Origin of the sequence: Rhodococcus sp. PD04 (genome assembly GCF_035918275.1) — a bacterium.
Classification (GTDB): domain Bacteria; phylum Actinomycetota; class Actinomycetes; order Mycobacteriales; family Mycobacteriaceae; genus Rhodococcus; species Rhodococcus rhodochrous.
Genome location: NZ_CP142143.1, coordinates 2,329,469 through 2,355,554, shown reverse-complemented (window position 1 = coordinate 2,355,554; position 26,086 = coordinate 2,329,469). Strand labels below are relative to the sequence as shown.

At 69.3% G+C, this 26,086-nt stretch carries 24 protein-coding genes; 3 read left to right on the top strand and 21 right to left on the bottom strand.

The genetic code is table 11. The features are described from left to right. Nucleotides 1-168: 168 nt before the first annotated feature. The 10 genes from pyrF to U9J23_RS10855 form a co-directional block, all read right to left on the bottom strand. Complete coding sequence (pyrF, locus tag U9J23_RS10900) at nt 169-1,011, bottom strand: orotidine-5'-phosphate decarboxylase (RefSeq protein ID WP_272266532.1); 843 nt, start codon at nt 1,009-1,011, stop codon at nt 169-171. After that, nucleotides 1,008-4,352, bottom strand: a complete 3,345-nt coding sequence (carB, locus tag U9J23_RS10895) for a carbamoyl-phosphate synthase large subunit (RefSeq protein ID WP_059381368.1) — start codon at nt 4,350-4,352, stop codon at nt 1,008-1,010. Before carB ends, pyrF begins: the two co-directional genes overlap by 4 nt. Beyond that, nucleotides 4,352-5,536 (bottom strand): glutamine-hydrolyzing carbamoyl-phosphate synthase small subunit, encoded by a 1,185-nt coding sequence (carA, locus tag U9J23_RS10890; protein ID WP_272266530.1) that lies wholly within the window; start codon nt 5,534-5,536, stop codon nt 4,352-4,354. Before carA ends, carB begins: the two co-directional genes overlap by 1 nt. Nucleotides 5,537-5,653: 117 nt before the next feature. Continuing rightward, nucleotides 5,654-6,145, bottom strand: coding sequence for a PH-like domain-containing protein (locus U9J23_RS10885; RefSeq protein WP_272266528.1), 492 nt, complete (start codon nt 6,143-6,145; stop codon nt 5,654-5,656). An 8-nt stretch (nt 6,146-6,153) separates the two neighbouring features. Next, nucleotides 6,154-7,467 carry a dihydroorotase gene (locus U9J23_RS10880; protein WP_085468297.1) on the bottom strand — a complete coding sequence of 438 codons (1,314 nt, stop codon included), beginning with the start codon at nt 7,465-7,467 and terminating at the stop codon, nt 6,154-6,156. Between the two features lie 44 nt (nt 7,468-7,511). Next, nucleotides 7,512-8,453: an aspartate carbamoyltransferase catalytic subunit gene (locus U9J23_RS10875; protein WP_016691672.1), complete on the bottom strand. Its 942-nt coding sequence runs from the start codon at nt 8,451-8,453 to the stop codon at nt 7,512-7,514. Further along, nucleotides 8,450-9,067 (bottom strand): bifunctional pyr operon transcriptional regulator/uracil phosphoribosyltransferase PyrR, encoded by a 618-nt coding sequence (gene pyrR, locus U9J23_RS10870; RefSeq protein WP_024100783.1) that lies wholly within the window; start codon nt 9,065-9,067, stop codon nt 8,450-8,452. The genes U9J23_RS10875 and pyrR overlap by 4 nt, the downstream gene beginning before the upstream one ends. 207 nt (nt 9,068-9,274) lie before the next feature. Further along, nucleotides 9,275-9,784 carry a transcription antitermination factor NusB gene (gene nusB / locus U9J23_RS10865; protein ID WP_059381366.1) on the bottom strand — a complete coding sequence of 170 codons (510 nt, stop codon included), beginning with the start codon at nt 9,782-9,784 and terminating at the stop codon, nt 9,275-9,277. Further along, nucleotides 9,785-10,348 carry an elongation factor P gene (gene efp / locus U9J23_RS10860; protein WP_059381365.1) on the bottom strand — a complete coding sequence of 188 codons (564 nt, stop codon included), beginning with the start codon at nt 10,346-10,348 and terminating at the stop codon, nt 9,785-9,787. A gap of 34 nt (nt 10,349-10,382) precedes the next feature. Beyond that, on the bottom strand, nt 10,383-11,480 hold the full coding sequence (locus U9J23_RS10855) for a M24 family metallopeptidase (protein WP_272266524.1): 1,098 nt from the start codon (nt 11,478-11,480) through the stop codon (nt 10,383-10,385). 75 nt (nt 11,481-11,555) lie between these two features. Here U9J23_RS10855 and U9J23_RS10850 point away from each other — a divergent pair, with 75 nt between their 5' ends. Both U9J23_RS10850 and U9J23_RS10845 read left to right on the top strand, forming a co-directional pair. Next, nucleotides 11,556-12,158, top strand: coding sequence for a B-4DMT family transporter (locus U9J23_RS10850; RefSeq protein ID WP_059381363.1), 603 nt, complete (start codon nt 11,556-11,558; stop codon nt 12,156-12,158). A 117-nt stretch (nt 12,159-12,275) separates the two neighbouring features. Next, a complete protein-coding gene (locus tag U9J23_RS10845) occupies nt 12,276-12,884 on the top strand; it encodes a TIGR03086 family metal-binding protein (protein ID WP_085468090.1) in 609 nt (202 codons plus the stop codon). A gap of 19 nt (nt 12,885-12,903) precedes the next feature. On the opposite strand, the gene aroB is transcribed toward U9J23_RS10845, so the two are convergent. The 4 genes from aroB to U9J23_RS10825 are packed head-to-tail and all read right to left on the bottom strand — an operon-like array spanning nt 12,904 to nt 16,446. Continuing rightward, nucleotides 12,904-14,013: a 3-dehydroquinate synthase gene (gene aroB, locus U9J23_RS10840; RefSeq protein WP_085468089.1), complete on the bottom strand. Its 1,110-nt coding sequence runs from the start codon at nt 14,011-14,013 to the stop codon at nt 12,904-12,906. Beyond that, nucleotides 14,010-14,576 (bottom strand): shikimate kinase, encoded by a 567-nt coding sequence (locus U9J23_RS10835; protein ID WP_016691666.1) that lies wholly within the window; start codon nt 14,574-14,576, stop codon nt 14,010-14,012. Before U9J23_RS10835 ends, aroB begins: the two co-directional genes overlap by 4 nt. Before the next feature lie 4 nt (nt 14,577-14,580). Further along, nucleotides 14,581-15,768, bottom strand: a complete 1,188-nt coding sequence (gene aroC, locus U9J23_RS10830) for a chorismate synthase (protein WP_059381360.1) — start codon at nt 15,766-15,768, stop codon at nt 14,581-14,583. Nucleotides 15,769-15,816: 48 nt separating this feature from the next. Continuing rightward, nucleotides 15,817-16,446 (bottom strand): prepilin peptidase, encoded by a 630-nt coding sequence (locus tag U9J23_RS10825; protein WP_085468087.1) that lies wholly within the window; start codon nt 16,444-16,446, stop codon nt 15,817-15,819. Between the two features lie 152 nt (nt 16,447-16,598). Between U9J23_RS10825 and U9J23_RS10820 the strand changes: the two genes are divergently transcribed. Further along, the gene (locus U9J23_RS10820; protein WP_059381358.1) at nt 16,599-16,979 is read left to right on the top strand and encodes a DUF1622 domain-containing protein; all 381 of its coding nucleotides are present in this window, start codon (nt 16,599-16,601) and stop codon (nt 16,977-16,979) included. Here the strand turns inward: U9J23_RS10820 and U9J23_RS10815 are convergent. The 7 genes from U9J23_RS10815 to alaS all read right to left on the bottom strand — a co-directional run bounded on the left by U9J23_RS10815 (nt 16,972) and on the right by alaS (nt 25,983). Continuing rightward, complete coding sequence (locus tag U9J23_RS10815; RefSeq protein ID WP_272266518.1) at nt 16,972-18,219, bottom strand: RNA polymerase sigma factor; 1,248 nt, start codon at nt 18,217-18,219, stop codon at nt 16,972-16,974. The genes U9J23_RS10820 and U9J23_RS10815 overlap by 8 nt on opposite strands. 13 nt (nt 18,220-18,232) lie before the next feature. After that, nucleotides 18,233-18,589, bottom strand: a complete 357-nt coding sequence (locus U9J23_RS10810) for a YciI family protein (RefSeq protein ID WP_085468086.1) — start codon at nt 18,587-18,589, stop codon at nt 18,233-18,235. Between the two features lie 147 nt (nt 18,590-18,736). After that, entirely contained in the window at nt 18,737-19,888 is a 1,152-nt protein-coding gene (locus U9J23_RS10805) for a thiolase family protein (RefSeq protein ID WP_059381356.1), read from the bottom strand. Nucleotides 19,889-20,050: 162 nt separating this feature from the next. Further along, nucleotides 20,051-20,905: a shikimate dehydrogenase gene (locus tag U9J23_RS10800; protein WP_059381355.1), complete on the bottom strand. Its 855-nt coding sequence runs from the start codon at nt 20,903-20,905 to the stop codon at nt 20,051-20,053. Continuing rightward, nucleotides 20,895-22,799, bottom strand: coding sequence for an endolytic transglycosylase MltG (locus U9J23_RS10795; RefSeq protein ID WP_229580059.1), 1,905 nt, complete (start codon nt 22,797-22,799; stop codon nt 20,895-20,897). Before U9J23_RS10795 ends, U9J23_RS10800 begins: the two co-directional genes overlap by 11 nt. Further along, entirely contained in the window at nt 22,796-23,314 is a 519-nt protein-coding gene (gene ruvX, locus U9J23_RS10790) for a Holliday junction resolvase RuvX (RefSeq protein WP_059381353.1), read from the bottom strand. Before ruvX ends, U9J23_RS10795 begins: the two co-directional genes overlap by 4 nt. A 2-nt stretch (nt 23,315-23,316) precedes the next feature. Next, nucleotides 23,317-25,983 carry an alanine--tRNA ligase gene (gene alaS, locus U9J23_RS10785; protein WP_059381352.1) on the bottom strand — a complete coding sequence of 889 codons (2,667 nt, stop codon included), beginning with the start codon at nt 25,981-25,983 and terminating at the stop codon, nt 23,317-23,319. Nucleotides 25,984-26,086 lie beyond the last annotated feature (103 nt).

The window sequence follows — 26,086 nt, the reverse complement described above, 5'->3', positions numbered from 1 at the left end:
GCTCCCCATCTGGCCGACCCGCTGTTCCGGCACCCGGGCGGGTCGAGAAATTTTTCTTCCCATTCCGCGTGTCGCGTCACTCCGAGCGCAGGTCAGAGTGCATACCAGCGGTATGTACGACTCGTGCCCGGACCGCACGTGGCGATCCGGGCACGAGAGTCGAACGTCTCAGTTCGTCAGGAAGGCGAAGCCGTCCAGGGTGCGGGCGACGGCGGCCCGCAGGTCGGCGACGGACGGGCCGGCGCGCAGCACGTCACGTGAGACGTTGGGCACGACCGCTCGCAGGTGGTCGCCTGCGAGTCGTCGCACGTCGTCGGCAGTACCGCCCTGGGCCCCCACTCCGGGCATCAGGATGGGCCCGTGGAGGTCGGAGAGGTCGGGTGCCTCGGTGAGGGTCGCACCGACCACCACACCCACGGAGCCGAGCTGTGCGGCCCCGTCCGTGCGGGCAGCGCTGTTGCGGGCGGCGCACTCGTCCACCACGACCTGCGCGACGGTGCGCCCGTCGTCGAGCCGTGCACGCTGGAACTGGGCGCCCTCGGGATTGGAGGTCGCCGCGAGCACGAACACCCCGCGGCCCGTTCCGGCGGCCAGATCGAGCGCCGGGGCGAGCGAACCGAACCCCAGGTACGGAGAGACCGTCACCGCGTCCGAACGCAGCGCAGAGCCGTCCGACAGCCAGGTGCGCGCATAGGCGTCCATCGTGGAGCCGATGTCGCCGCGCTTGGCGTCGGCGAGGACGAGCGCCCCCGCCTCCCCCAGGTCGGCGATGGTGCGTTCGAGCACGGCGAGTCCGGCGGAGCCGTAGGCCTCGAAGAACGCCACCTGCGGCTTGACGACCGCGACGGTGTCACCGAAAGCCTCGACGCACAGTTCGCTGAACCGGGCCAGGCCGTCGACGTCGTCGCCGAGCCCCCACGCGGTGAGGAGCCCCGGATGCGGGTCGATGCCCACGCACAGCGGCCCGCGGCGCCCGAGAGCGTCCGCGAGTCGCTGCCCGAAGGGCGTCACGCCTGCTCGGCGGGCACGCCGCGCAGCCGCGCGTGCATCCGCTGGATCGAGCTGACTCCGATCTCACCGCGCAGCGCCGCCTCGATACCCTGCACGGCCGCGGAGGCACCCTGCACCGTGGTGATGCACGGGATGTTCGCGGCGACCGCCGCGCTGCGGATCTCGTAACCGTCCACGCGCGGACCGGCGTTGCCCCAGGGCGTGTTGATGACCATGTCCACGTCGCCGGCGCGGATGCGGTCGACGACGTCGAGCGCGCCTTCCGGCTTGTCCTCGCCGGAGACCTTGTGGACCTGCTCGCACGGAACACCGTTGCGGCGCAGCACCTCTGCGGTTCCCACGGTGGCCATGATGTGGAATCCCAGGTCGGCGAGGTGCTTGACCGGGAAGATCATCGACCGCTTGTCCTTGTTCGCGAGCGAGACGAAGACCGTGCCCGAGGTCGGCAGGGAGCCGTAGGCGGCGGTCTGGCTCTTCGCGAACGCGGTTCCGAAGTCGTCGTCGAGGCCCATGACCTCACCGGTGGACTTCATCTCCGGGCTGAGCAGGGTGTCGATGCCCGTGCCGTCGGCACGCCGGAACCGGTTGAAGGGCAGCACCGCTTCCTTCACCGCGACCGGTGCATCGAGCGGGATGTCGCTGCCGTCGCCCTCGGCGGGGAGGATGCCGACGGCACGCAGTTCGGCGATGGACTCGCCGAGCATCACCCGGGCGCAGGCCTTGGCGAGCTGCACCGCGGTGGCCTTGGACACGAACGGCACCGTGCGGGAGGCACGGGGGTTCGCCTCGAGGACGTACAGGATGTCGTCCTTGAGCGCGTACTGGACGTTGAGCAGGCCCTTGACACCGATGCCCTTCGCGAGCGCCGCCGTCGAGCGGCGCACGTTCTCGATGTCGGAGCGGCCCAGGGTGATCGGCGGCAGCGCACAGGCCGAGTCGCCGGAGTGGATGCCGGCCTCCTCGATGTGCTCCATGATCCCGCCGATGTACACGTCGGTGCCGTCGCACAGCGCGTCGACGTCGATCTCGACGGCGTCGTCGAGGAAGCGGTCGACGAGCACGGGGCGGTCGTCGGAGATCTCGGTCGCGTTGGAGATGTAGGTCTCGAGAGCCTTCTCGTCGTAGACGATCTCCATGCCGCGACCACCGAGCACGTAGGACGGGCGCACCAGCACCGGGTATCCGATGCCGGCGGCGATCTCGCGCGCACCCTCGAAGGTGGTGGCCGTGCCGTACTTCGCGGCCGGCAGGTCGGCCTCGTCGAGCACGCGACCGAACTCGCCGCGGTCCTCCGCGAGGTCGATGGCCTCGGGCGAGGTACCGACGATCGGCACCCCGGCGGCCTTCAGGCGACGCGCCAGGCCGAGCGGGGTCTGGCCGCCCAACTGGACGATGACGCCGGCGACGGTGCCGGACTCGCACTCGGCGCGGTAGACCTCGAGGACGTCCTCGAAGGTCAGCGGCTCGAAGTACAGGCGATCGGCGGTGTCGTAGTCGGTCGAGACCGTCTCGGGGTTGCAGTTGACCATCACGGTCTCGTAGCCGGCCTCGGACAGCGTCAGCGCGGCGTGCACGCACGAGTAGTCGAACTCGATGCCCTGGCCGATGCGGTTCGGGCCGGAGCCGAGGATGAGCACCTTCGGCTTGTCGCGCTGCTCCGCGACCTCGGTCTCGGCCGCGGGGTCGAGTTCGTAGGTCGAGTAGTGGTACGGCGTCTTGGCCTCGAACTCGGCGGCGCAGGTGTCCACGGTCTTGTAGACCGGGTGGATCCCCAGCTCCTGACGCAGGGCGCGCACCTCGTCCTCGGAGGCGAACTGTGCCGGGCGCAGGGCCGCGATCTGCCGGTCGGAGAAGCCGTGGTGCTTCGCGTAGCGCAGCTCGGTGGCACCGAACTGCTCGGCGTTGCGGACGTCCTGGCCCAGCTCGACGATGTGCGCGAACTGCTCGAGGAACCACGGGTCGATCTTCGTGGCGTCGAAGAGCTGCTCGACGGTCGCACCGAGCTCCAGGGCCCGGGCGATCCGGTAGAACCGGCCGTCCGTGGGGGTGCGGATCTCCTCGAGGATCTCGTCGAGGGTGCCCTCGACCTCGGGGCCCGTCCAGAAGCCGGCGGACTTCGTCTCGAGCGAGCGCAGCACCTTGCCGAAGGCCTCGGAGAAGTTGCGGCCGATCGACATGGCCTCACCGACCGACTTCATGGTGGTGGTGAGGGTGCCGTCGGCGCCGGGGAACTTCTCGAAGGCGAACCGTGGGGCCTTGACCACGACGTAGTCGAGGCTCGGTTCGAAGCAGGCCGGGGTCTCCTTGGTGATGTCGTTGACGATCTCGTCGAGCGTGTAGCCGATGGCGAGCTTGGCGGCCATCTTCGCGATCGGGTAGCCGGTGGCCTTCGACGCGAGGGCCGACGACCGCGACACGCGCGGGTTCATCTCGATGACGACGAGCCGGCCGTCGCGCGGATCCATCGCGAACTGGATGTTGCAGCCGCCGGTGTCGACACCGACCTCGCGCAGGATGGCGATCGAGAGGTCGCGCATCTTCTGGTACTCGCGGTCGGTGAGCGTCATCGCGGGTGCGACGGTCACCGAGTCGCCGGTGTGCACACCGACCGGGTCGACGTTCTCGATCGAGCAGACGATGACGACGTTGTCGGCGCCGTCGCGCATGAGCTCGAGCTCGTATTCCTTCCAGCCGAGGATGGACTCCTCGATGAGCACGTTCGCGGTGGGCGAGGCCGCGAGCCCGCCACCGGCGATGCGCTCGAGGTCGGCATCGTCGTAGGCCATGCCGGAGCCGAGGCCACCCATCGTGAAGGAGGGGCGCACGACGACCGGGAAGCCGAGTTCGGCGACGGTCGCGCGGACCTCGTCCATCGTGTAGCAGACGGCCGAGCGGGCGGACTCGCCGCCGCACTTGGCGACGATGTCCTTGAACTTCTGCCGATCCTCGCCGCGCTGGATCGCGTCGAAGTCGGCGCCGATGAGTTCGACGTCGTACTTGTCGAGGATGCCGCGCTCGGACAGGGCGACGGCGGTGTTGAGGGCGGTCTGGCCGCCGAGGGTTGCGAGCACCGCGTCGATCGGGGTGCCGTTGGCCTGCTCGGTCGCGATGACCTTCTCGACGTAGTCGGCGGTGATCGGCTCGATGTAGGTCGAGTCGGCGAACTCGGGGTCGGTCATGATCGTGGCCGGGTTCGAGTTGACCAGGGAGACGCGCAGGCCCTCCTCGCGGAGCACCCGGCACGCCTGGGTGCCCGAGTAGTCGAACTCGCAGGCCTGTCCGATGACGATCGGGCCGGACCCGATGACCAGGACGTGGGAGAGATCGGTACGGCGTGGCATCAGTTCTTCTCTCCCTCGAGCATGCGGGTGAAACGATCGAACAGGTAGGCGGCGTCGTGCGGTCCGGCCGCCGCTTCGGGGTGGTACTGCACGGAGAAGGCACGGCCGTCGAGGAGCTTGACGCCCTCGACCGCACCGTCGTTGGCGCAGGTGTGGCTGACGACCGCGCGACCGAACGGGGTGTCGAACTCCTGGCCGGCCTCGCCTTCGAGCGCGAACCCGTGGTTCTGCGCGGTGATCGCGATGCGGCCGGTCTCGTGCTCGACCACCGGGATGTTGATGCCGCGGTGACCGAACTTCATCTTGTAGGTGCCCAGCCCGAGCGCGCGGCCGAGGATCTGGTTGCCGAAGCAGATGCCGAACAGGGGCAGTCCCTGGCCGAGCACCTCCTTGGTCAGGTGCACCGCGCCGTCGGCGGTCGCCGGGTCGCCCGGGCCGTTGGACAGGAAGACGCCGTCGGCCTTCAGGTCGAGGATGTCGTGCAGCGTCGCGGTGGACGGCAGCACGTGCACCCGGATGCCGCGCTGGGCGAACATGCGCGGGGTGTTGGTCTTGATGCCGAGGTCGATGGCCGCGACGGTGAAGCGGGCCTCGCCGTCGGTCGGTTCGACGACGTAGCCGGAGGTGGTGCTCACCTCGCCGGCGAGGTCGGCGCCGAGCATCGAGGGCTGGCTCTTCACGCGGTCGAGCAGGACGTCGATGTCGAGGTCGTCCCCCTTCCAGGCGAGGGCGTCGCCCGAGAAGATGCCGGCGCGCATCGAACCGCGGGTGCGCAGGTGCCGCACGAGTGCGCGGGTGTCGATACCCGCGAGACCCACGATGTTCTGCCGCTCGAGTTCGTCCTGCAGCGAACCCGTGGCGCGCCAGCTCGACACGCGACGCGAGGGGTCGCGGACGATGAAGCCGGCCACCCAGATCTTGGACTCGCCGTGGTCGCCGGTGGGGCCGACGGACTCGTTGTCCTCGTGGTTCCAGCCGGTGTTGCCGATCTGCGGTGCCGTGGCCACCACGATCTGCCGGTGGTAGCTGGGGTCGGTGAGGGTCTCCTGGTAGCCGGTCATACCCGTGCTGAAGACGGCCTCGCCGAGGGTCTGCCCGACCGCACCGAAGGGGATGCCGCGGAAGACCCGTCCGTCCTCGAGGACCAGCACAGCCGTGCCGCCGCCGAATGTTCTGCCGCTCATGCGTTGTCTCCGTTCTTATCGACCGCACCAGAGCCGGCCGCACGGGCTGAGATCTCGCGTGTCGTGATCGTCGTGTTGTTCGTCGTGATCGTCATCGTCGTTGTGATCGTCACCGTCTCAAGATTTTTCGTCCGACCCGTTCGTCCAGAGCGGGTATATCGACTTGTCGTCACCGCGGAAGCCGGTGTCGACCTCCGTGCCCGAGGGCAGTTGCCAGCGGATGACCAGCACCCCGTCCTTGGACATGACCTTGCCCGCCAGACCGCGTTCGGTGCGGATCGCGCGGATCGAGTCCTGCGGGATCCAGATCGGGGATGCACCGTCGCGTTCGAGCAGGGCACCCGATCGGTATCGGGTCAGTTCCGCGTTGGCGCGGTGCCCGAGATCGCCGACCGCGATGCGGTCCTGCCAGCTCGGCGCGAGCGTGCTGCCGACGTACAGACCGGTCGTCGGTTCGACGAGCCGCTCCCCCAGCTCCGCCGGCACGGTCGGCAGTTCGCCGACCGCATCCTGCTGGCGTCGGGCACGTCCCTTCCAGCCCTTCCACATCAGCAGGACGAGCACGACCCAGAGCGCGAGGAAACCGACGGTGATGAGCAAGCGATCCATGTCGGTTCCTACCTTTCGGTCGAGCGCGGGAACACCTCACCGTCGCGGGCGGTGATCCGCCCGCGCAGCACGGTGGTGGTGACCCGGCCCGGCAGGGTCATGTCCTCGTAGGGCGTGTTGTGGGAGATGCTCGCGAGGTCGGGGCCGTGCACCGTCCACTCGGTATCCGGGTCGACGAGCACGATGTTCGCGGGTTCGCCCACCTCGAGGGGCCGGCCCTGATCGTCGAGGCCCACGATCTCCGCGGGACGCTCGCTCATGACCTTCGCGACGCCGCGCCAGTCCAGCAGGCCCGGCCGGACCATCGTCTCGATCACGACGGACAACGCCGTCTCGAGCCCGAGCATTCCCGGACGTGCCTGCGAGAACTCGCAGCACTTGTCCTGTTCGGCGTGCGGGGCGTGGTCGGTGGCCACACAGTCGATGGTCCCGTCCGCGAGGCCGCGGCGCAGCGCTTCGACGTCGGATCGCTCGCGCAGCGGCGGATTGACCCGGTTGATGCCGTCGTAGCTCTCGAGACGCGAGTCGTCGAGGAGCAGGTGGTGCGGCGTGACCTCGGCGCTGATCGAGATGCCCTGCGAACGTGCCCACCGGACGAGTTCGACGGTGCCTGCCGTCGACGCGTGGCAGATGTGCACGCGGGCTCCGGCATCGCGGGCGAGCAGCGCGTCGCGGGCGACGATGGACTCCTCGGCGGCGCGGGGCCAGCCGGTGAGGCCGAGACGTGCCGCGTTCGGACCCTCGTGCGCGACGGCACCGACGGTCAGCCGCGGTTCCTCGGCGTGCTGGGCGATGAGCACCCCGAGCGAGGCGGAGTACTCGAGCGCGCGGCGCATGAGCAGGGGGTCGTAGACGCACTTGCCGTCGTCGGAGAACATCCGCACGCCACCGACACCGGCGGCCATCGTGCCCATCTCGGCGAGCTGCTTGCCTTCGAGTCCGACGGTGACGGCGCCCACGGGGTGGACGTCGACGAGCCCGACCTCGCGGCCGCGGCGCCACACGTGATCGGTGACGACCACCGAGTCGGCGACCGGATCGGTGTTGGCCATCGCGAAGACCGCGGTGTATCCGCCGCGCGCCGCAGCGGCCGAGCCCGAGTCGACGGTCTCGGTGTCCTCGCGGCCCGGTTCGCGCAGGTGCGTGTGCAGGTCGACGAAGCCCGGGAGCACGATCTGCCCGGTGCCGTCGACGATCTCCGCGTCGGTGTCGGCCTCGAGGTCGGTGCCGATCGCGAGGATCTGCTCGTCGCCGAGCAGCACGTCGACCGGGTCGCCTTCGCCGTAGAGGCGGACGTTGCGGATGAGCACCTGCGGCGTCACCTGTGTCACTCCTGTTCCTGTGTCTCCCGGGTGGGAAGTGTGGGTCACGACAGGTTCCCTTCCGTGCCGACGAGCAGGCGGAAGAGCACCGCCATCCGCACGTGGACACCGTTGCTCACCTGCTGCAGCACAGCGCTCTGCGGGGCGTCGGCGACGGGGAAGCCGATCTCCATGCCGCGGAGCATCGGGCCGGGATGCAGGATCACCGCGTGCTCCGGCAGCAACGCCGCGCGCTTGGCGTTGAGTCCGTATCGGATCGAGTACTCGCGGGCGGACGGGAAGAACCCGCCGTTCATGCGCTCGGCCTGCACGCGCAGCATCATGACCGCGTCGAGCGTGGGAAGTTCGGCTTCGAGCGAATCGGCGACCGTCACCGGCCAGGTCTCCACCCCCACCGGCAGCAGGGTGCGGGGAGCGACGAGTACGACCTCGGCGCCGAGCATGCTCAGCAGCAGCGCGTTCGATCGCGCGACGCGGCTGTGCAGCACGTCGCCGACGATGCCGATCCGGCGGCCTTCGATCGAACCGAGACGCTGGCGCAGGGTGAGCGCGTCGAGCAACGCCTGGGTGGGATGTTCGTGGGTGCCGTCACCGGCGTTGACCACAGCCGGTCCGGAGCCGGATTCGTTGGTCCACTGGGCGATCCGGTGTGCGGCACCGGAAGCGGAGTGACGGACCACCAGTGCGTCGGCACCGGCGGCGTGCAGGGTCAGCGCGGTGTCGCGCAGCGATTCGCCCTTCTTCACCGACGAACTGGACGCCGAGACGTTGATGACGTCGGCGCTCATCCACTTGCCGGCGACCTCGAAGGACACACGGGTACGGGTGGAGTTCTCGTAGAAGACGGTCATGATGGTGCGGCCGCGCAGCGTGGGGAGCTTGCGCACCTCACGCCCGAGCAGTGCCTGCTCGAACCGCTCGGCCTCGTCGAGAAGCCCCGTCGCGGAGTCCTTCGTCAGATCCGCGATGGTGAGCAGGTGTTTCACTGGGACTTGCCTCCGGAGATCTCGACGGCGTCGCGCCCGTCGTGTTCGGTCAGCAGTACGCGGACGTCCTCGCTGCGCGCGGTGGGCACGTTCTTGCCGACGTAGTCGGCCCGCAACGGCAGTTCGCGGTGGCCGCGGTCGACGAGGACCGCGAGTTGCACCGCGCGGGGCCGTCCTAGATCGCGCAGGGCGTCGAGCGCGGCGCGGACGGAGCGTCCCGAGAACAGGACGTCGTCGACGAGGACGACGAGGGTGTTGTCGACGCCGCCCTCGGGCACCGAGGTGCGCTCCAGCGGGCGGTGCGGCTTCGTGCGGAGGTCGTCGCGGTAGAGCGTGATGTCGAGCGAGCCGACCGGGACGCGGACACCGGCGAATTCCTCGATGCGGTCGGCGAGGCGCTGGGCGAGGGTGATCCCGCGGGTGGGGATGCCCAGGAGCACGACACGCGGTGCGTCCTCGGGGGTGTCGAGCGCGGTCTTCTCGATGATCTGGTGCGCGATGCGCGAGATCGTCCGGTGGACGTCGGCAGCGGAGAGCAACTCACGCGCCGGCACGCCGGTACCGGAAGACGTAGTGGGAGTAGAAGCTGTGGACCCGTCCTCGGACACGGCCATGCAGCGACCTCCTTCTCCGCCTCACTGGACGGATCGTTAAAGGATGCCTGACGATTGTCGAGCCTATCAGCGTCGACGTCCGCCCCGGCACGGATGGCGGGTGAAGCGCAACACAGGCCCGAGAACGTGAGCGGGCCCGGCGGGAATGTTCCCGCCGGGCCCGCTCACGGTGCCTCGTGTCGTCGCTCACCCGAAAGGGTGACGAATTCAGGACTCGTCGGAATCCTGATCCTGCGACTCCTGCGCCGGCCGGACGAGGGTGGCAGCGGCAGCTGCGCGCACCTGGTCGGCGACGGTGACGATCTGACCGAGCACCCCGTTGACGAAGGCCGGCGAATCGTCGGTGGACAGCTGCTTCGCCAGCTCGACCGCTTCGTCGACGGCCACCACGGGCGGCACGTCGGTGGCATGGAACAGCTCCCACACCGCGATGCGCAGGATCGCGCGGTCGACGGCGGGAAGGCGGTCCAGCGTCCATTCGTGCAGGTGATCGGCGATCACCCGGTCGGTCTCGTCGAGGTTGTCGGCGACACCGCGGATGATGGTCTGCGCATATGCCGGCACCGGCGCGACCTGGTCGTCGTCGATCGCGAGTTCGACGCGATCGGCGGCGAGGTCGACGGGGTGTACGTCGCGGGCCTCCGCCTCGAAGAGCAGATCCACGGCCCGCTTGCGGGCCTTGTGGCGGGCCCCGAGCTTCTTCTGGTTACCGGACACTCAGGAATTCACTCGCCCGAGGTAGCTGCCGTCGCGGGAATCGACCTTGAGCTTGTCGCCGGTGTTGATGAACAGCGGGACCTGGATCTCGGCGCCGGTCTCGAGGGTCGCGGGCTTGGTGCCGCCGGTGGAGCGGTCGCCCTGCAGGCCCGGATCGGTGTGCTGGACGACGAGCTCGACCGTGACCGGGAGCTCGACGAACAGCGGGACGTCCTCGTGCGTCGCGACCTGCACGGGCATGTTCTCGAGCAGGAACTTGGCGCTGTCGCCGAGCAGCTCGGGCGAGATGGTGATCTGGTCGTAGGTCTCGCCGTCCATGAAGACGTAGTCGGTGCCGTCGTTGTAGAGGTAGGTCATGTCGCGGCGATCGACGGTGGCGGTCTCGACCTTGACACCGGCATTCCAGGTCTTGTCGACGGTCTTGCCCGACGTCACATTCTTGAGCTTCGTGCGCACGAAAGCGGGGCCCTTGCCCGGCTTGACGTGCTGGAACTCGATGATCTGCCAGAGCTGTCCGTCGATTTTCAGAACGAGGCCGTTCTTGAAGTCACTGGTATCAGCCACTTGGTTCGTGTCTCCTAGGGTCGAGGAACCGCCCTCAAACGACGGTCAATGTCTTGTCGGTGAGCGTGAGCAACTCCGGAGTATGCTCCCGCACCACGAGCGTGTCTTCGATCCGCACGCCTCCGCGCCCCGAGAAGTACACACCCGGCTCGACGGTCACCGCCGCACCGGCGACAAGTGTACCGGTCGCCGCGGCACCGATTCCGGGCGCTTCGTGGATCTCGAGCCCGACTCCGTGGCCGAGCCCGTGCAGGAACAGGTCGGCGTAGCCGGCCTCGGCGATCACGGTGCGCGCGGCGGCGTCCACCGCGGCACAGTCGACACCGGGGGCGAGCGCCTCGCGTCCGGCCTGCTGCGCGCGCAGGACCAGTTCGTACAGCTCGCGCTGCCAGTCCGCGACCCGGCCCAGCACGTAGGTGCGCGTCATGTCGGAGTGGTAGCCGCCGATCTGCGCCCCGAAGTCGAGTTTCACGAAGTCGCCCTCGGCGAGGACCGCGCCGGTGGGGCGGTGGTGCGGGATCGCCGAATTGGCGCCGGCGGCGACGATCGTCTCGAAGGAGATGCCGTCGGCGCCGTGCTCGAACATGCGCCATTCGAGGTCGCGCGCGACCTCCTTCTCGGTTCGTCCCGGGCGCAGACCGCCCGCCGCGATCAGGTCCGCCAGTGCGCGATCGGCCGCACCGCACGCGTCGCGCAACAGGCCGATTTCGTGTTCGTCCTTCACGGCCCGCAACTGCTCGACGAGACCGGGAGCGGGAACGAAACGGACGGAGACGCCGAGTTCGTCCCACCGGGCCCGCTCGTCGACCGTGACGACGTGACTCTCGAATCCCCAACGCGCGGAGCCGGTTCCGAACTCGGTAATGAGGTGCGCGGCCGACGCCCGGGCGATCACCGCCCGCAGGTCGGGGACCTGCTCCCCCACCTGTGTGACGTAGCGGCCGTCGGTGCAGACGACGGTGCGCGTCTCGTTCTCGTCGTCCTCGGTGGAGACGATCAGCGCCGCGTTGGATCCGGTGAAGCCCGTGAGGTAGCGGATACCGGTCAGATCGGTCACCAGCAGCGCGTCGAGTTCGCGTTCGACGAGCAGCGCACGCAGCGCGCGACGGCGGGAGGCGTGGTCGGCAGACATATCGCTCAACCTACCGCGATCGCGCCTGTGGGACGGGACACACTGTCGGCTTCGCCACCCGTTACGCTGAGGTACATGAAACCCTGGTTGCTCCGCGGACTCGGGCTCGCCCTGGTCCACGTGGTCGTGCGCGTCCTGCTCGGTGCCGCTCTCATCCAGTGGCCGTTGCAGGGATCGGTACTGCGCTGGCTGGGCTTCGCCGTCGTGGTCGTCGCAGCGTTCGTCTGGGCCGGCCTCGACGGCATCCGCGACCACCGCGCCCATCCCGACCCCGACGAGGGCGACGACCTGACGATGCGCTGGCTCGCCGCCGGTGCGGTCACCGGCCTCGTCGGAGGGGTCCTCACCTGGCTCGTCGACGCGATCACCCCGATTCCGGTGGGCGTGACGTCCCTGTTCTTCGAGATCACCTCCGGTGCCGCGTTCACCGTGCTCCTGGTGTTCCTGCCGGCGATGGCCGCAGTGACGCTGGGCCGGTTCTTCGCGCGCCGGAACGAGCGCAAGACCACCCGCGACGACGACTGGTCCGTCCACCGCGAGCACCACGCACCCGTAGGCGTCGGAGCGGCGGCACCCGAAGGTTCGGCGCCCGCGAACTCCGCGCAGCAGGCCGATCCCGCCTGGCGCAGCGACGACTCGCCCACCGAGGTGTTCCCGAAAATCGACCCGAAGCCGTGACACCACAGCAGTGACACCACAGCAGTGAGACCACCCGCCCCCGATACGTCGGGGGCGGGTGCTCAGTTTTCGGGACGGTGACGGTCGGTACAGATAGCCGACATCGAGGAGCTACCCATGACCGACACCACCGAGACGCTCGACCTGACTCCCGCGACCCGCCGCATGGAGCGCATCCTGGCGGGGATCGACGACGCACAGTTGTCGGGCCCCACGCCGTGTTCCGAGACCTCCGTCGGTGCGCTCGTCGACCATGTGCTCGGCCTGTCGCTCGCGTTCACGGCCGCGGCGCACAAGGACATCGGCCCGTACACCGACACTCCCCCGCAGCTCACGAGCGAACTGCCGCCGGACTGGCGGCAGCTCGTGCCCGACCGACTCGGCGACCTCCGCCGGGCGTGGAGCGATCCCTCGGCCTGGGAAGGCATGACGCGCGCGGGTGGCCTCGACCTGCCCGCGCCGGTCGCCGGACTCGTCACGCTCGACGAACTCGTCGTCCACGGCTGGGACCTCGCCGTGGCCACAGGACAGCAGTATTCCTGCGAACCCGACGAGATCGCCGCGTGTACCGCCTTCGCGGAGAGCATCACCGAGGAGGAGCGCGTCGCCGACGGGGGTGGTCTGTTCGGTCCGGCCGTCCGAGTGGGCGACGACGCCCCGCCGCTGGAACGCCTGATCGGGCTCACCGGACGCGACCCGTCCTGGAGACCGCCCGCATCGAACTAGCGGTCGAGCCGGGCGACGGTCAGAGCAGGACGGTTCCCGCGTCGGCCTTGCCTTGACGCGCGACCTCGGAGTAGGCGGCCGCGAGCAGGGTCGGGTCGGGTCCTTCGAGCCTGCCGGGCTTCGCGAGCCCGTCGAGGACGACGAACCGGAGCATGCCGGCGCGGTTCTTCTTGTCGGTCTGCATGCCCTTGAGCAGATCGGAGAAGGCGTCGGGATCGTAGGTCGTGGGCAGGCCCACGGATTCGAGGATCGCGCGGTGCCGGTCGGCAGTGACGTCGTCGAGACGCCCGGCGAGCCGGCCGAGCTCGGCGGCGAAGACCAGGCCCACCGACACGGCGGCGCCGTGGCGCCAGCGGTACCGCTCACGACGCTCGATGGCGTGGCCGAGGGTGTGACCGTAGTTGAGGATCTCGCGCAGACTCGACTCCTTGAGGTCGGCCGCGACCACCTTCGCCTTGACCTCTACCGATCGCCGGATCAGCTCGGGCAGCACCGACCCGGCGGGATCGAGCGCGGCCTCGGGGTTCTTTTCGATCAGGTCGAGGATCACCGGATCGGCGATGAAGCCGGTCTTGATCACCTCGGCGAGGCCGGCCACGATCTCGTTGCGCGGCACCGTCTCGAGGGTCGCGAGGTCGACGAAGACCGCGGAGGGCTCGTGGAAGGAACCGACGAGGTTCTTGCCCGCCTCGGTGTTGATGCCGGTCTTGCCGCCCACGGCGGCGTCGACCATCGCCAGCAGCGTGGTGGGGATGTGGTAGACCCGCACGCCGCGCATCCACGTCGCGGCCACGAAGCCTGCGAGGTCGGTGGCGGCACCGCCGCCGAGGCTGATGACGGCGTCCGAGCGGGTCAGACCGATGCGGCCGAGCACCTCCCAGCAGAATCCGGCGACGGCGAGTTCCTTACCGTCCTCGGCGTCGGGGATCTCGATGCGGTGGGCGTCGATGCCGATCTCGGCGAGCGCCTCTCGCACGGCCTCGGCCGTCGCGGTGAGCGTCGGCTGGTGGAAGATCGCGACGGTCCGCGTGCCGGACAGTTCTTCGACGACGTCGCCGAGCAGTCCCCGGCCGATGATCACCGGATAGGGCTGGGCGGTCTCGACGTCGATGCGTACCGGTTCGGTCACGGTGTGGGGCTCCGATCCTCGCTGATGGTCTGGCTGGTCGCGGCGTCCGCCGCTTCGAGTTTGGCGAGCACCTGCTGGACGACCCGCCCGGGGCTGCGGCCGTCGGTGCGCACCCGGATGGTCGCCGCCTGCCGGTACAGCGGGCGGCGGCGACGCATGAGGTCGCGGTACTTCTGGGCCGGATCACCGCCGGCCAGCAACGGCCTGGTACCTGCTGCGCCGACCGCACCGGTGCGACGCAGTCCTTCCGCCACGCTGATCTCGAGGTACACGACGGTGTGTCCGGCCAGTCGCGCGCGGGTGCGCTCCGAGAGGATCGCTCCCCCTCCCAGGGACACCACACCGTCGTGGGTGTCGAGGGCCCGCGCGACGACCTCCTCCTCGATCTCCCGGAAGGCCGGTTCGCCGTCCTGGGAGAAGATCTCGGGGATGGTCCGGCCGGTCACACGCTCGATCTCGGCGTCGGTGTCGAGCAAGGGCAGCTCGAGTGCGTTCGCAACCCGACGACCGATCGTCGACTTGCCCGCTCCCGGCGGGCCGATGAGTACCAGGCGAGGCGACATGAGATCACCGCGGCGGCCGCGCCGCGATGCCCTTCAGGTAGTGGTCGATATTGCTCACGGTCTCGGCGAGCGAGTCGCCGCCGAACTTCTCGAGAGCGGCCTGCGCGACGACGAGGGCGACCATCGCCTCGGCGACGACACCCGCCGCGGGCACCGCGCACACGTCGGAACGCTGGTGGATCGCGACGGCCTCGTCGCCGGTGGTCATGTCGACCGTCGACAGGGCACGGGGCACGGTGGAGATCGGCTTCATCGCCGCCCGCACACGCAGGGCCTCACCGTTGGTCATGCCGCCTTCGATGCCGCCGGCGCGATTGCTCGAGCGGAGCACACCGTCGGGGCCGGGCTTCATCTCGTCGTGGGCGGCGCTGCCGCGGCGGCGCGCGGTCTCGAAGCCGTCGCCGACCTCGACGCCCTTGATGGCCTGGATCCCCATGAGGGCCGCGGCCAGTCGCGCGTCGAGGCGATCGGCACCGCTGACGTACGAACCGAGGCCCACGGGCAGCCCGTGCACCACGACCTCGACGATTCCACCGAGGGTGTCGCCGTCGCGCTTCGCGGCCTCGATCTCGGCGATCATCGATTCCTCGGCGGCCTTGTCGTAGGCGCGCACGGGGCTCGCGTCGATCGCGGTGAGATCGTCGACACCGGGTTCGGGGCCGACATAGGGGTCGGATGCACCGATGGAGATGACGTGCGAGACGACTTCGGCGCCGAACGCCTGGCGCAGGAAGTTCCGGGCGACGGTGCCGGCCGCCACGCGTGCTGCGGTCTCCCGGGCGCTCGCGCGCTCGAGGACGGGACGCGCATCGTCGAAGCCGTACTTGAGCATGCCCGCGAAGTCGGCGTGGCCGGGACGGGGACGGGTCAGCGGCGCGTTGCGCGCCTGGCCTTCGAGCAGTTCGGCATCGACCGGGTCGGCGGCCATGATGGTCTCCCACTTGGGCCATTCGGTGTTGCCGATCTCGATCGCGATCGGGCCGCCCATTGTGCGTCCGTGCCGGACGCCACCGATCACGGTGACCTTGTCGGCCTCGAACTTCATGCGTGCGCCGCGGCCGTAGCCCAGTCGCCGTCGCGCGAGTTGCTCCGAGATGTCGTTCGACGTCACCTCGACTCCGGCAACCATCCCCTCGAGCATCGCGACGAGGGCGGGACCATGGGATTCTCCAGCAGTTATCCAACGCAGCACACGTCCATCCTTCCATGTTCGTCCGCCACCTCGACATGCCGCCCCTGGTCAACCCGTCGAGATCACCGCCAGTGCCGCGGCGGCACACATCGACGGTCCGTGCGGAAGCGCGCGCGGAGCGGCACACGCTCCCCCTCGGCCGGCCTCCCGGAGCCGCAGAAACAGGGCCGCACCTGCGGTGAGTACAGGTGGAAGCAGTGCTCCGACGAGCACTGCCGAGGGACCGGCGAGTCCGGTGACGGCACCGAGACCGAGGGCGAGTTTGACGTCACCCGCACCCATCGACCGCGGCACCGCGAGGTGCGTGACCAACAACGGTGCCGCGAGCAGGAACGCACCGGCGAACGCCGCCCGGCCGTGCCCGGTCGCCGCGGCCACGCCGAGGATCGTGGTCGCTCCCCCGAGGGTCAGCACGTTCGGCAGACGCCGCACGAGCAGGTCCACGGCGCTCAGGCACACGCACCACCATCCGAACATCGCTGCTCCGACGGCCGCCGCGGTGCCCGTGGTCACCGAGACCGCAACGAGTGCGACTGCCGCGCATGCCGCCTCGCACAGACCCGGCGGCGGCCGACGACCGGCCGTCCGTCCCACCACCATGCGGACGATCGCTCCCACGCCCGCGCCGAGGACCATCATCGCGAGCACACCCGTCTCCCCTGTCACGACCCGGAGCATCTCCCACCCGCACGCTCCGGCAGGGCGTTCGCGCGGTGTCCGACCCGGTTCTGTGGACAGGCCCAGGTCCTGTGGACAAAGCCGCACGGCGCGGCGATCGTCCTGCGAGGATTGCCGGAGTCTGTCGGTTCCGGTCGGAAGGTTCTGGTCGAATGGAGATTTCGTCGCTGCTCGAACACGTGGGCACGGCCATCGACGTCGTCGGAGTCGGCGTCATGGTGATCGGTGCATTGGCGGCGACCTGGCTCGCGGCGACCGCGCGGCGGCGCGCACCGGGTTCGGGGATCTACGAGCCGTACCGGCGCAATCTCGGCCGATCGATCCTGCTCGGCCTCGAATTCCTGGTCGCCGCCGACATCATCAAGACCGTCGCCGTCACTCCGACCTTCACGTCGGTGGGTGTACTGGCGATCATCGTGCTCATCCGTACCTTCCTGAGCTGGTCGCTGCAGTTGGAGATCGATGGCCGTTGGCCGTGGCAGCGTTCGGTTCCCGAGACCGAGACGACGGCCGGAACGACACCGGCTACCTGAGCGAGCCCCGGAGCTCGTCGCGCCGGCGCAGGAGATGTGCGCGTTCGATCGTGTTCGCCGTCCGGGCCGTGGCGGTGACGTATGTCTCACACGCCTCGGTGATCCGGCCGAGGCGGGCGAGCAGGTCGGCCCGGACGGCATGGAAGACGTGGTACGGCTCGAGGTCGAGGCGGTCGACGATCCCGAGAGCCACTGCGGGACCTTCCACTTCGGCGAGTGCAACGGCCCGATGCAACGCGACGACCGGGGTGGGGTCCGCGGCCATCAGCAGATCGTAGAGCGCGACGATCTGCGCCCAATCGGTGTCCTCGAAAGCGGGCGCCTCCGCGTGCACTGCGGCGATCGCGGCCTGGATCTGATAGGGCCCCGGTCTGTTCCAGCGCAGGGTGTGCCGCACGAGCGCCTGCCCTTCGTCGATCAACGCGCGGTCCCATCGCGAGCGGTCCTGGTCTGCGAGCAGGACGAGTTCGCCCCCGCGTCCTGTCCGCGCCGGGCGTCGGGATTCACCGAGCAACATCAGGGCGAGCAGTCCGGTGGTCTCGGGTTCGCCGGGAACGAGCCCGTCCAGCAAGCGGGCCAGCCGCACCGCCTCCGCACACAGGTCCGTGTCGGCGAGCTCGGGTCCGGTGCTCGTCGTGTGGCCTTCCGTGTACACGAGATAGAGCACGGATCGCACCGCGTCGAGGCGTTCGGGAAACTCGTCCGGGGACGGGATGCGGAACGGGATACGCGCGTCGCGGATCTTTCGCTTGGCACGGGAGATCCGTTGCGCCATCGTTGCTTCCGGCACCAGAAATACCCGGGCGATCTGCGCGGTGGTGAGCCCGCCGAGCAGGCGCAGTGTCAGAGCGACACGCGACCGAGGCGCGAGCGCCGGGTGACAACAGGTGAAGATGAGCCGGAGGCGGTCGTCGGGAATCCCGGGCGAGTCGACCGCCTCGGGGTCGAACGCGACGCCGGATACCGGGTGGAGCAGATCCGCCTCGGCGTGCTTGACCGGACGTGCGGCCTCCCGCCTCGCCCTGTCGATCGCCCGGCGACGGGCGGTGGTGATGATCCATCCGGCCGGACTCGGCGGGACCCCCTCCCCGGGCCACCGTTCGACGGCGGTCGAGAAGGCGTCCTGCACCGCGTCCTCGGCGAGGTCGATATCGCCGAGGACGCGGGTGAGCACGGCGACCGCCCGGCCGTACTCCTCCCGGAAGACACGTCCGATGTCGGCGGTGGAGGGCCCGGTCATCGAGGTGTGCACGTCATCCGGCGCAGGATCCGAACGCCAGGGGCCGCACCTCGATGGGCAGTGTGGTGGCGTCGGAGAGACCGCGCGCCCACTTCAGCGCCTCGTCGAGGTCGGGCACGTCGATCACGTCGAAGCCACCGAGATGCTCCTTGCCCTCGATGTACGGACCGTCGGTCGTCACCGTGCGCCCCTCGTCCGTGCGCACGACCGTCGCCGTGTCCGGTGGGTGCAGGCCGCCGGAGAACACCCGGATCCCTGCCTCCTGGATCTCGTTCTGCCACGCCTCAACCTTCTTCATGATCGGTTCGAGGAACTCCGGTGACGGCGGTTCGCCGTCCGGCTGGTAGATGCTCAGCAGGTACTGCGCCATGTCGGGGTCCTTCCCCTCGGCGGCCGGCGGTTCCGGCCTCTCACCCTCTATACGAACGGTAGGGCGCCGATTCGACACCTGCGCGGAGAAAGCCGCTGCCCACCCGCGCAGGCGCAGCGGGTGGGCAGCGGACGACGTCGGGTGCGGCTACTGCGCGACGAGCTCGAGGATGGTGGCGTTGGCCTGTCCGCCGCCCTCGCACATGGTCTGCAGGCCGTAGCGGAGGTTGTTGCGGCGCATGTGGAAGATCATGTCGGTGAGGATGCGGGCACCGGAGCCACCGAGCGGGTGACCGAGGGCGATCGCACCACCGTTGGGGTTGAGCTTGTCCTCCGGCGCGCCGATCTCCTTCTGCCACGCCATGGGCACCGGAGCGAACGCCTCGTTGACCTCGAAGACGCCGATCTCGTCGACGGTGAGACCGGACTTCGCGAGCGCCTTCTCCGTCGCCGGGATGGGTGCGGTGAGCATGATGACCGGGTCGGAGCCGGTCACGACGGCGGTGTGGATCTTCGCGAGCGGGGTGAGACCGTACTTCGCGGCGGCCTCTTCGCTCATGATCAGCAGCGCCGCGGAGCCGTCGGAGATCTGCGAGGAGTTTCCGGCGTGGATGACACCGTCCTCCTTGAAGACGGTCTTCAGGCCGGCGAGCTTCTCCACGGTGGTGCCGCGGCGGATGCCCTCGTCCTGCGAGACGACGGTTCCGTCCGGCGTGGTGACCGGCACGATCTGGTCGGCGAACAGTCCGGCGTCCTGTGCGGCCGCGGCGCGTTCGTGCGAGCGCGCGGAGAAGGCGTCCACGTCGGTCCGGCTCAGGCCCCACTTCTCGGCGATCATCTCGGCACCGATGCCCTGGTTGGGCCGCACCCCGTCGTACCGCTCGAGGAAGGCCTCGGGGTAGGGCGACCCGCCCACGGAGGTCGAGGTGCCCATGGGCACCCGCGACATCACCTCGACGCCACCGGCGACGACGACGTCGTAGTGCCCCGCTTCGACGCTCGCGATCGCGAAGTTCAGCGCCTGCTGGCTCGAGCCGCACTGCCGGTCGATGGTCACGCCGGGCACCGACTCCGGCCAGCCCGCCGTGAGCACCGCGGTGCGGGCGATGTCGATAGCCTGCTCACCGGCCTGCTGCACGCAACCCCAGATGACGTCCTCGACGACCGACGGATCGATGCCGGCGCGCTCGACCAGCGCGTTCAGCACCACGGCGGACAGCTGTGCCGGGTGCACGCCGGACAGTCCGCCGTTCCTCCTGCCGACAGGCGTACGCACGGCCTGGACGATCACTGCACTCATATTTGCTCCTTCTCGGCCCGCAGGCGACAGCGGTGACGGCCGTCACGGCCGTCGGACGGGTCCGACACTACTTCGCGAACGGGCCGGAAAGTGCTTGCGGACCATTCTTGTTCGGTATCGGACCCCTCACCCGTATCTATGGATCGAGGAGCGTGCGGGTTCTCAGGCCGGGTGCGGAGAATTCAGGTCGAGCCCGACGGCGCGCGCCATCTCCGCGCGCGGCGCGGGCAGCCCCGTGAACTGCTCGACCTGCCCGAATGCCTGGTTCAGGAGCATGTGCAGACCACTGACGACGCGGACACCGCGTGCCTCGGCCGCTGTCGCCAGCGGTGTGGGCCAGGGGTCGTAGATCGCGTCGAGGATGCAGGGGGCGTGCGCGAGGGTTTCTGCGTACGGCGCTGCCGCGGGTGCGGGCACGGTGCTCACGAGCGCACCGGCCTCGGCGCAGACCCGGGCGAGTTCGGGTGCGTCGAACGACAACCACCGAGCCTCGATGTCGTCGTCGAGACAATCGAACGTCGCGCGAGCCTTCTCCTCGGACCGGGCGACCACGGTCACCGAGCGGATACCGAGGTCGGTCAGACCGACGAGCGCCGGTCTCGCGGTACCCCCCGAGCCCACGACGACCGCCGACGCGTCGGACAGATCGCCGACGCCGGCCGAGCGCAGTGCGCCGGACACACCGTCGACGTCGGTGCAATCGGCACGCCATCCGTCGTCGAGGCGGACGAGGGTGTTCGCCGAACCGATCCTCACCGCCCGCTCGGTGCGTTCGGTGGCGAATTCGAGTGCCGCGAACTTGCCGGGCATCGTGACGGACAGGCCGACCCATTCCTCACCGAGCGAGGACACGAGTCCCGGCAGTTGTTCACCGGTGCATTCGATGCGTTCGTAGGTCCACTCGGTCAGCCCGAGTGCCCGGTACGCCGCGAGATGCAGCAGGGGCGACTTCGAGTGCGCGATGGGTTTCCCGAGGACCGCCGCCCTCCGGACACCCGACTTCGGATCAGCGGCCACTGTCGAGGATCCCGCTCGCGAGTGCCAGTTCGGTGTTCTGCAGGTGCTCCTCGTAGGAGTTCGCGAAAAGCGTGGTGCCCTGGTCGTCGATCGTCACGAAGTAGATCCATTCGCCCGGTTCCGGGTTCTCCATCGCCTGCAGAGCGCCGATGCTCGGTGAGGAGATGGGCGTCGCCGGCAGACCGACCATGGCGTAGGTGTTCCAGGGGGTCACCCGCGCGCGGTCGGCGTCGGTGGTCGCGAGTTCGGTCTCGTCGAGCTCGTAGTTGACGGTCGAGTCGAACTGGAGCATCTGGTCGATGTCGAGGCGGTTGAGGATCACGCGCGCGACCTTCGCGAAATCCTGTGGCAGGGCCTCACGTTCGACGAGCGATGCGGAGATGAGCATCTCGTACGGGGTCAGGCCTACGCGTGCGGCCGCCTCGGTGATCCCTGTCGCGTCGTAGCTCGACGCACTCTCCGATACGAGACGGGCGAGGATCTCGACGGGTTCGGCCGTCGGATCGAAATCCCAGCTGCCCGCGGCGATGAGGCCTTCGAGTTGCCGCCTGCGGTCGGGCACGTTCGCCACCGCGTCGCGCGCCCATTCCGGGACGCCGAGCGCCTGCAGGTCCGGGGTGGCGCCGGCCGCGTCGAGTTCCTCGTAGGTGACGCAGTTCTCGGCGGCCGGATCGCCGTGGCAGCTCGCCTCGGCGATGAGTGTGTAGATGCCCTTGCGGACGGCACCGGTGTTGACGTCGCGGATGTCGTGCAGCTGCCGCCCTTCGGAGATCACGAGCGCACCGACCCGGCTGGCCGGGTCGACGAGGGCGGCGACGGCGTCGACGGCCGGGATGTTGGTGGCCACCTGATAGAAGCCGGGCTGCAGCGAGTTCATCCCCGGGTTCTGCACGGCCGCTTCGTAGAAGGCGGCGGAACTCGCGACGACCCCCTTGTCGACGAACTCGCTGCCGATCTCCCCGGCGGTTTCGCCCGGGTTGACCTGGACGACCACGGCGGGCCCGGGAGGCCCGGTGAAGTCCGGCGGAAGGTTCGTGCCGAGGAAGCGGTCGTAGGCGAGATAACCGCCGCCCACGACGACGAGCAGGAGCACCGCGGCGGCGAGCGCGCCCACGACACGACCGCGCTTCTTGCGTCCGCGCGCCTTCGGATCGCGGCGTGCGGCGCGTTCCGAACCACCGACTGCGGCGGGAACCGCACGCTGCTCGGCGGTGATTTCCTCCGCTGCGACCGCGTCGTCGGCGGGGTCGTCGTCCCGGTAGGCATCCCGGTTCGCGTCGCGTGCGGCGTACGAGTACCCGCCCGGGTACTCGTCGTCGAGGTGCCCCCCGTCGAGAGGTGCCCCGTCGGAGTGACCGGCCGGAGCGTATCCGGCGTCGGCGTCGGTGGGTCCGGCGTGTTCGTACCCGGATGCTGCGTAACTCTCGCCGTAGCCCTGCTCGGCGTAGCCCTGCTCGACATACCCCTGATGCTCCTCGGCGTAACCCTGCTCGCCGTAAGCCGGGTCGGCATAACCCTGTTCGGGATAACCCTGTTCGGGGTGGCCGGGCGGCGGGCCGTCGAACACACCCGGCTCGAAGTTCAGGACCGTGGTCTCGTGATCGTCCGGATCGGGTCGACGGGCCTCCGGGGTCTCACCCGGGGCGCCCTCGTACGCACCACCGCCGTACGGGTCGTGCCCGTACGCATCGTGACCGTGGGGGTCGGATGCGTACGGATCGTCGTACCGGTAACCCGGTTCGGATCGATACGGATCCTCGGATCGCGTGCGATACGGATCCTCGGATCCGGTGCGATCGACCGGAGGTTGCGTGTACCCACCGGCATAGGGATCCGCGAACAGATCCTCCCGTGCGTTCTCCGAATGGTCGTCGTGTCGTCCGTGCCGGCTCACCGGCTGCCCCCCGCGTCACGCCCCGACTCGTTCACTACCGAACTCCGCTCGTCCAACCAACCCTGCAAGATGGCCACGGCGGCAGCCTGGTCGATGACCGGCCGCGCACCTCGCGCACTCACCCCGCTCTCGCGGAGGGCACGCGCCGCAGTGACCGTCGTGAAGCGTTCGTCGGCCAGGCGCACGGGAACGTCGGGTAGGGCACGGCGAAGTCGACGCGCGAAGTCGCTCGCCAGTTTCGCAGCCTTGCCGGGCTCACCGCGCAGTGTCTGCGGCAGCCCGACGATAACCTCAACAGCCTCGTATTCCCTAACGATGTCGACGATGCGCCGGATATCGGGTGCGTCGGGTCCGCGTACCTTCGAACGCGGCACCGTCTCGACGGGGGTGGCGAGGATGCCGTCGGGGTCGCTGGAGGCGACCCCGATCCGGACGCTGCCGACGTCGACTGCGATGCGGCGACCACGGCCGGGATCGTCCTCTCCGGGACGATCGGGGCGCGGCGTTTCGGCCACGCTCAGCCGGCCAGCTCGCTCAGGCGGGCACGGAAGGCGTCGAGTGCTGCCGGGATACCGGCCGGATCCGACCCTGCGCCCTGCGCCATGTCGGGCTTGCCGCCACCGCGACCACCGATCGCGGGACCGAAGCTCGCGACGAGGTCGCCGGCCTTGATGCCCTTCTCCTGCGCGGCCTTGCTGGTGGCGACGACGAAGGGCACCTTGCCGTCGGCGTTGCCGAGAAGCAGCACCACGGCGGGCTCCGTGCCGAGCCGGCCACGGACGTCGGACGCGAGCGTGCGCAGGTCGTTGCCGACGACACCCTCCGGGGCGGCCTCGGCCACGACGAGCACATCACCGACGCGCTGCGCCTTGCCCGCGTACGTTCCGGCTGCGGCGGCGACGTTCGCGGCGCGGGTCTTCTCGAGTTCCTTCTCGGCGGCCTTGAGTCGGTCGAGCAGGGCCTCGACACGTCCGGGCACCTCCTCGGAGGGAACCCTCAGGGTCGAGGACAGGCCTGCGAGCAGCGCGCGTTCCTTCGCCAGGTGGCGGTAGGAGTCGAGACCGACGTACGCCTCGACGCGGCGGATACCGGAACCGACGGACTGCTCACCGAGGAGCGTGACGGTGCCGACGTGCGAGGAGTGCTGCACGTGCGTACCGCCGCACAGCTCCATCGAGAACGGGCCACCGATCTCGACGACGCGGACCTCGTCGCCGTAGTTCTCGCCGAACAGGGCCATCGCACCCATCTTCTTGGCCTTGTCGAGGTCGGTGACGAAGGTGTTGACGGGATAGTTCGCCGCGACGGCCTCGTTGGTGACGGCCTCGATGTCCTGCTTCTGCTGCTCGGACAACGCGCCCGGCCACGAGAAGTCGAAGCGCAGGTAGCCGGGCTTGTTGAGCGAACCGGCCTGCACGGCGTTGGGGCCGAGCACCTCGCGCAGCGCGGCATGGACCAGGTGGGTGCCGGAGTGACCCTGGGTGGCGCCCTTGCGCCACCCGGGATCGACCTGCACGAGGACGGCGTCGCCTTCGACGACCTGACCCTCGAGCACCGTGACCTTGTGCGTCCACAACTGCTTGGCGATCTTCTGGACGTCGTCGACCTTGATCTTCAGGCCCGGGCCGGTGATGGTGCCGATGTCGGCGATCTGACCGCCGGACTCCGCGTAGAGGGGGCTGCGGTCGAGGATCAGCTCGACCTGCTGGCCCGCGCTCGCCGCGTGCAGACGCTCGCCACCGGTGATGACGGCGAGCACGTGTGCCTCGGTCACCAGCTCGCTGAAGCCGGTGAACTCGGTGGGACCGCGGTCGAGGAGTTCCTTGTAGACGGTCAGGTCGGCGTGGGCGTGCTTGCGGGCGCGGGCGTCGTCCTTGGCGCGCTGGCGCTGCTCGGCCATCAGCGACCGAAAGCCCTCCTCGTCGACGGTCAGGCCTGCCTCGGCCGCCATCTCGAGGGTGAGGTCGATCGGGAACCCGTAGGTGTCGTGGAGGGTGAACGCCTCGGTGCCACCGAGCACGTTCTTCCCCTGCGACTTCACGGTCTCGACGGCGCCTTCGAACAGCTTGCTGCCGGTGCCGAGGGTCTTGAGGAAGGCCGTCTCCTCGCCCACCGCGACGGTCTCGATGCGCGAGAAGTCGGTGTCGAGTTCGGGGTAGGACGGAGCCATGGTGTCGCGCACGACCGCCATGAACTCGCGCATGGTCGGCTTGTCGGCGCCGAGCAGACGTGCCGAGCGCACGATGCGGCGGAGCAGGCGGCGCAGCACGTAGCCGCGGCCGTCGTTGCCGGGGTTGACGCCGTCGACGATGAGCATCGCCGCGGTGCGGGCGTGGTCGGCGATGACGCGGAAACGCACGTCGTCGTCGTGCTTCGCGCCGTAGACGGCGCCGGTGAGTTCGGCGGCCTTGTCGATCACGGGGCGCAGCAGGTCGGTCTCGTAGACGTTCTCGACGCCCTGGAGCAGGAAGGCGACGCGCTCCACACCCATGCCGGTGTCGATGTTCTTCTTCGGCAGCGGGCCGAGGATCGGGTAGTCGTCCTTGGCCCCGCCCTCACCGCGCTCGTTCTGCATGAAGACGAGATTCCAGATCTCGATGTAGCGGTCCTCGTCGGCCTCGGGGCCGCCTTCGACGCCGTAGTCGGGGCCGCGGTCGTAGAAGATCTCGGAGCAGGGCCCGCACGGGCCGGGGATGCCCATCGACCAGTAGTTGTCCTTCATGCCGCGGCGCTGGATGCGCTCCTCGGGCACGCCGACCTTGTCGCGCCAGATCCCGAATGCCTCGTCGTCGTCGAGATACACCGTCGCCCACAGCTTCTCGGGATCGATGCCGTAGCCGCCGTCCTCGACGGACCCGGTGAGCAGCGACCACGCGAAGGTGATGGCTTCTTCCTTGAAGTAGTCGCCGAACGAGAAGTTGCCGGCCATCTGGAAGAAGGTGTTGTGGCGGGTGGTCTTGCCGACCTCCTCGATGTCGAGGGTGCGCACACACTTCTGCACCGACGTGGCGCGGGTGTAGGGCGGGGTCTGCTGGCCGAGGAAGTAGGGCACGAAGGGGACCATGCCGGCGTTGACGAACAGCAGGTTGGGATCGGCGAGGATCAGCGACGCGCTGGGCACCTCGGTGTGTCCCGCCTTCACGAAGTGATCGAGAAAGCGCCTGCGGATCTCGTGGGTCTGCACGTCGATGGTCCTTTTGTGGTCTGGCGATGGTGTGAACTACCCGGGACGGGCGGTCGATCCTGTCGATCGGCCGTTCTTCAGCTTATCGCGCCGCCGAAAGTGG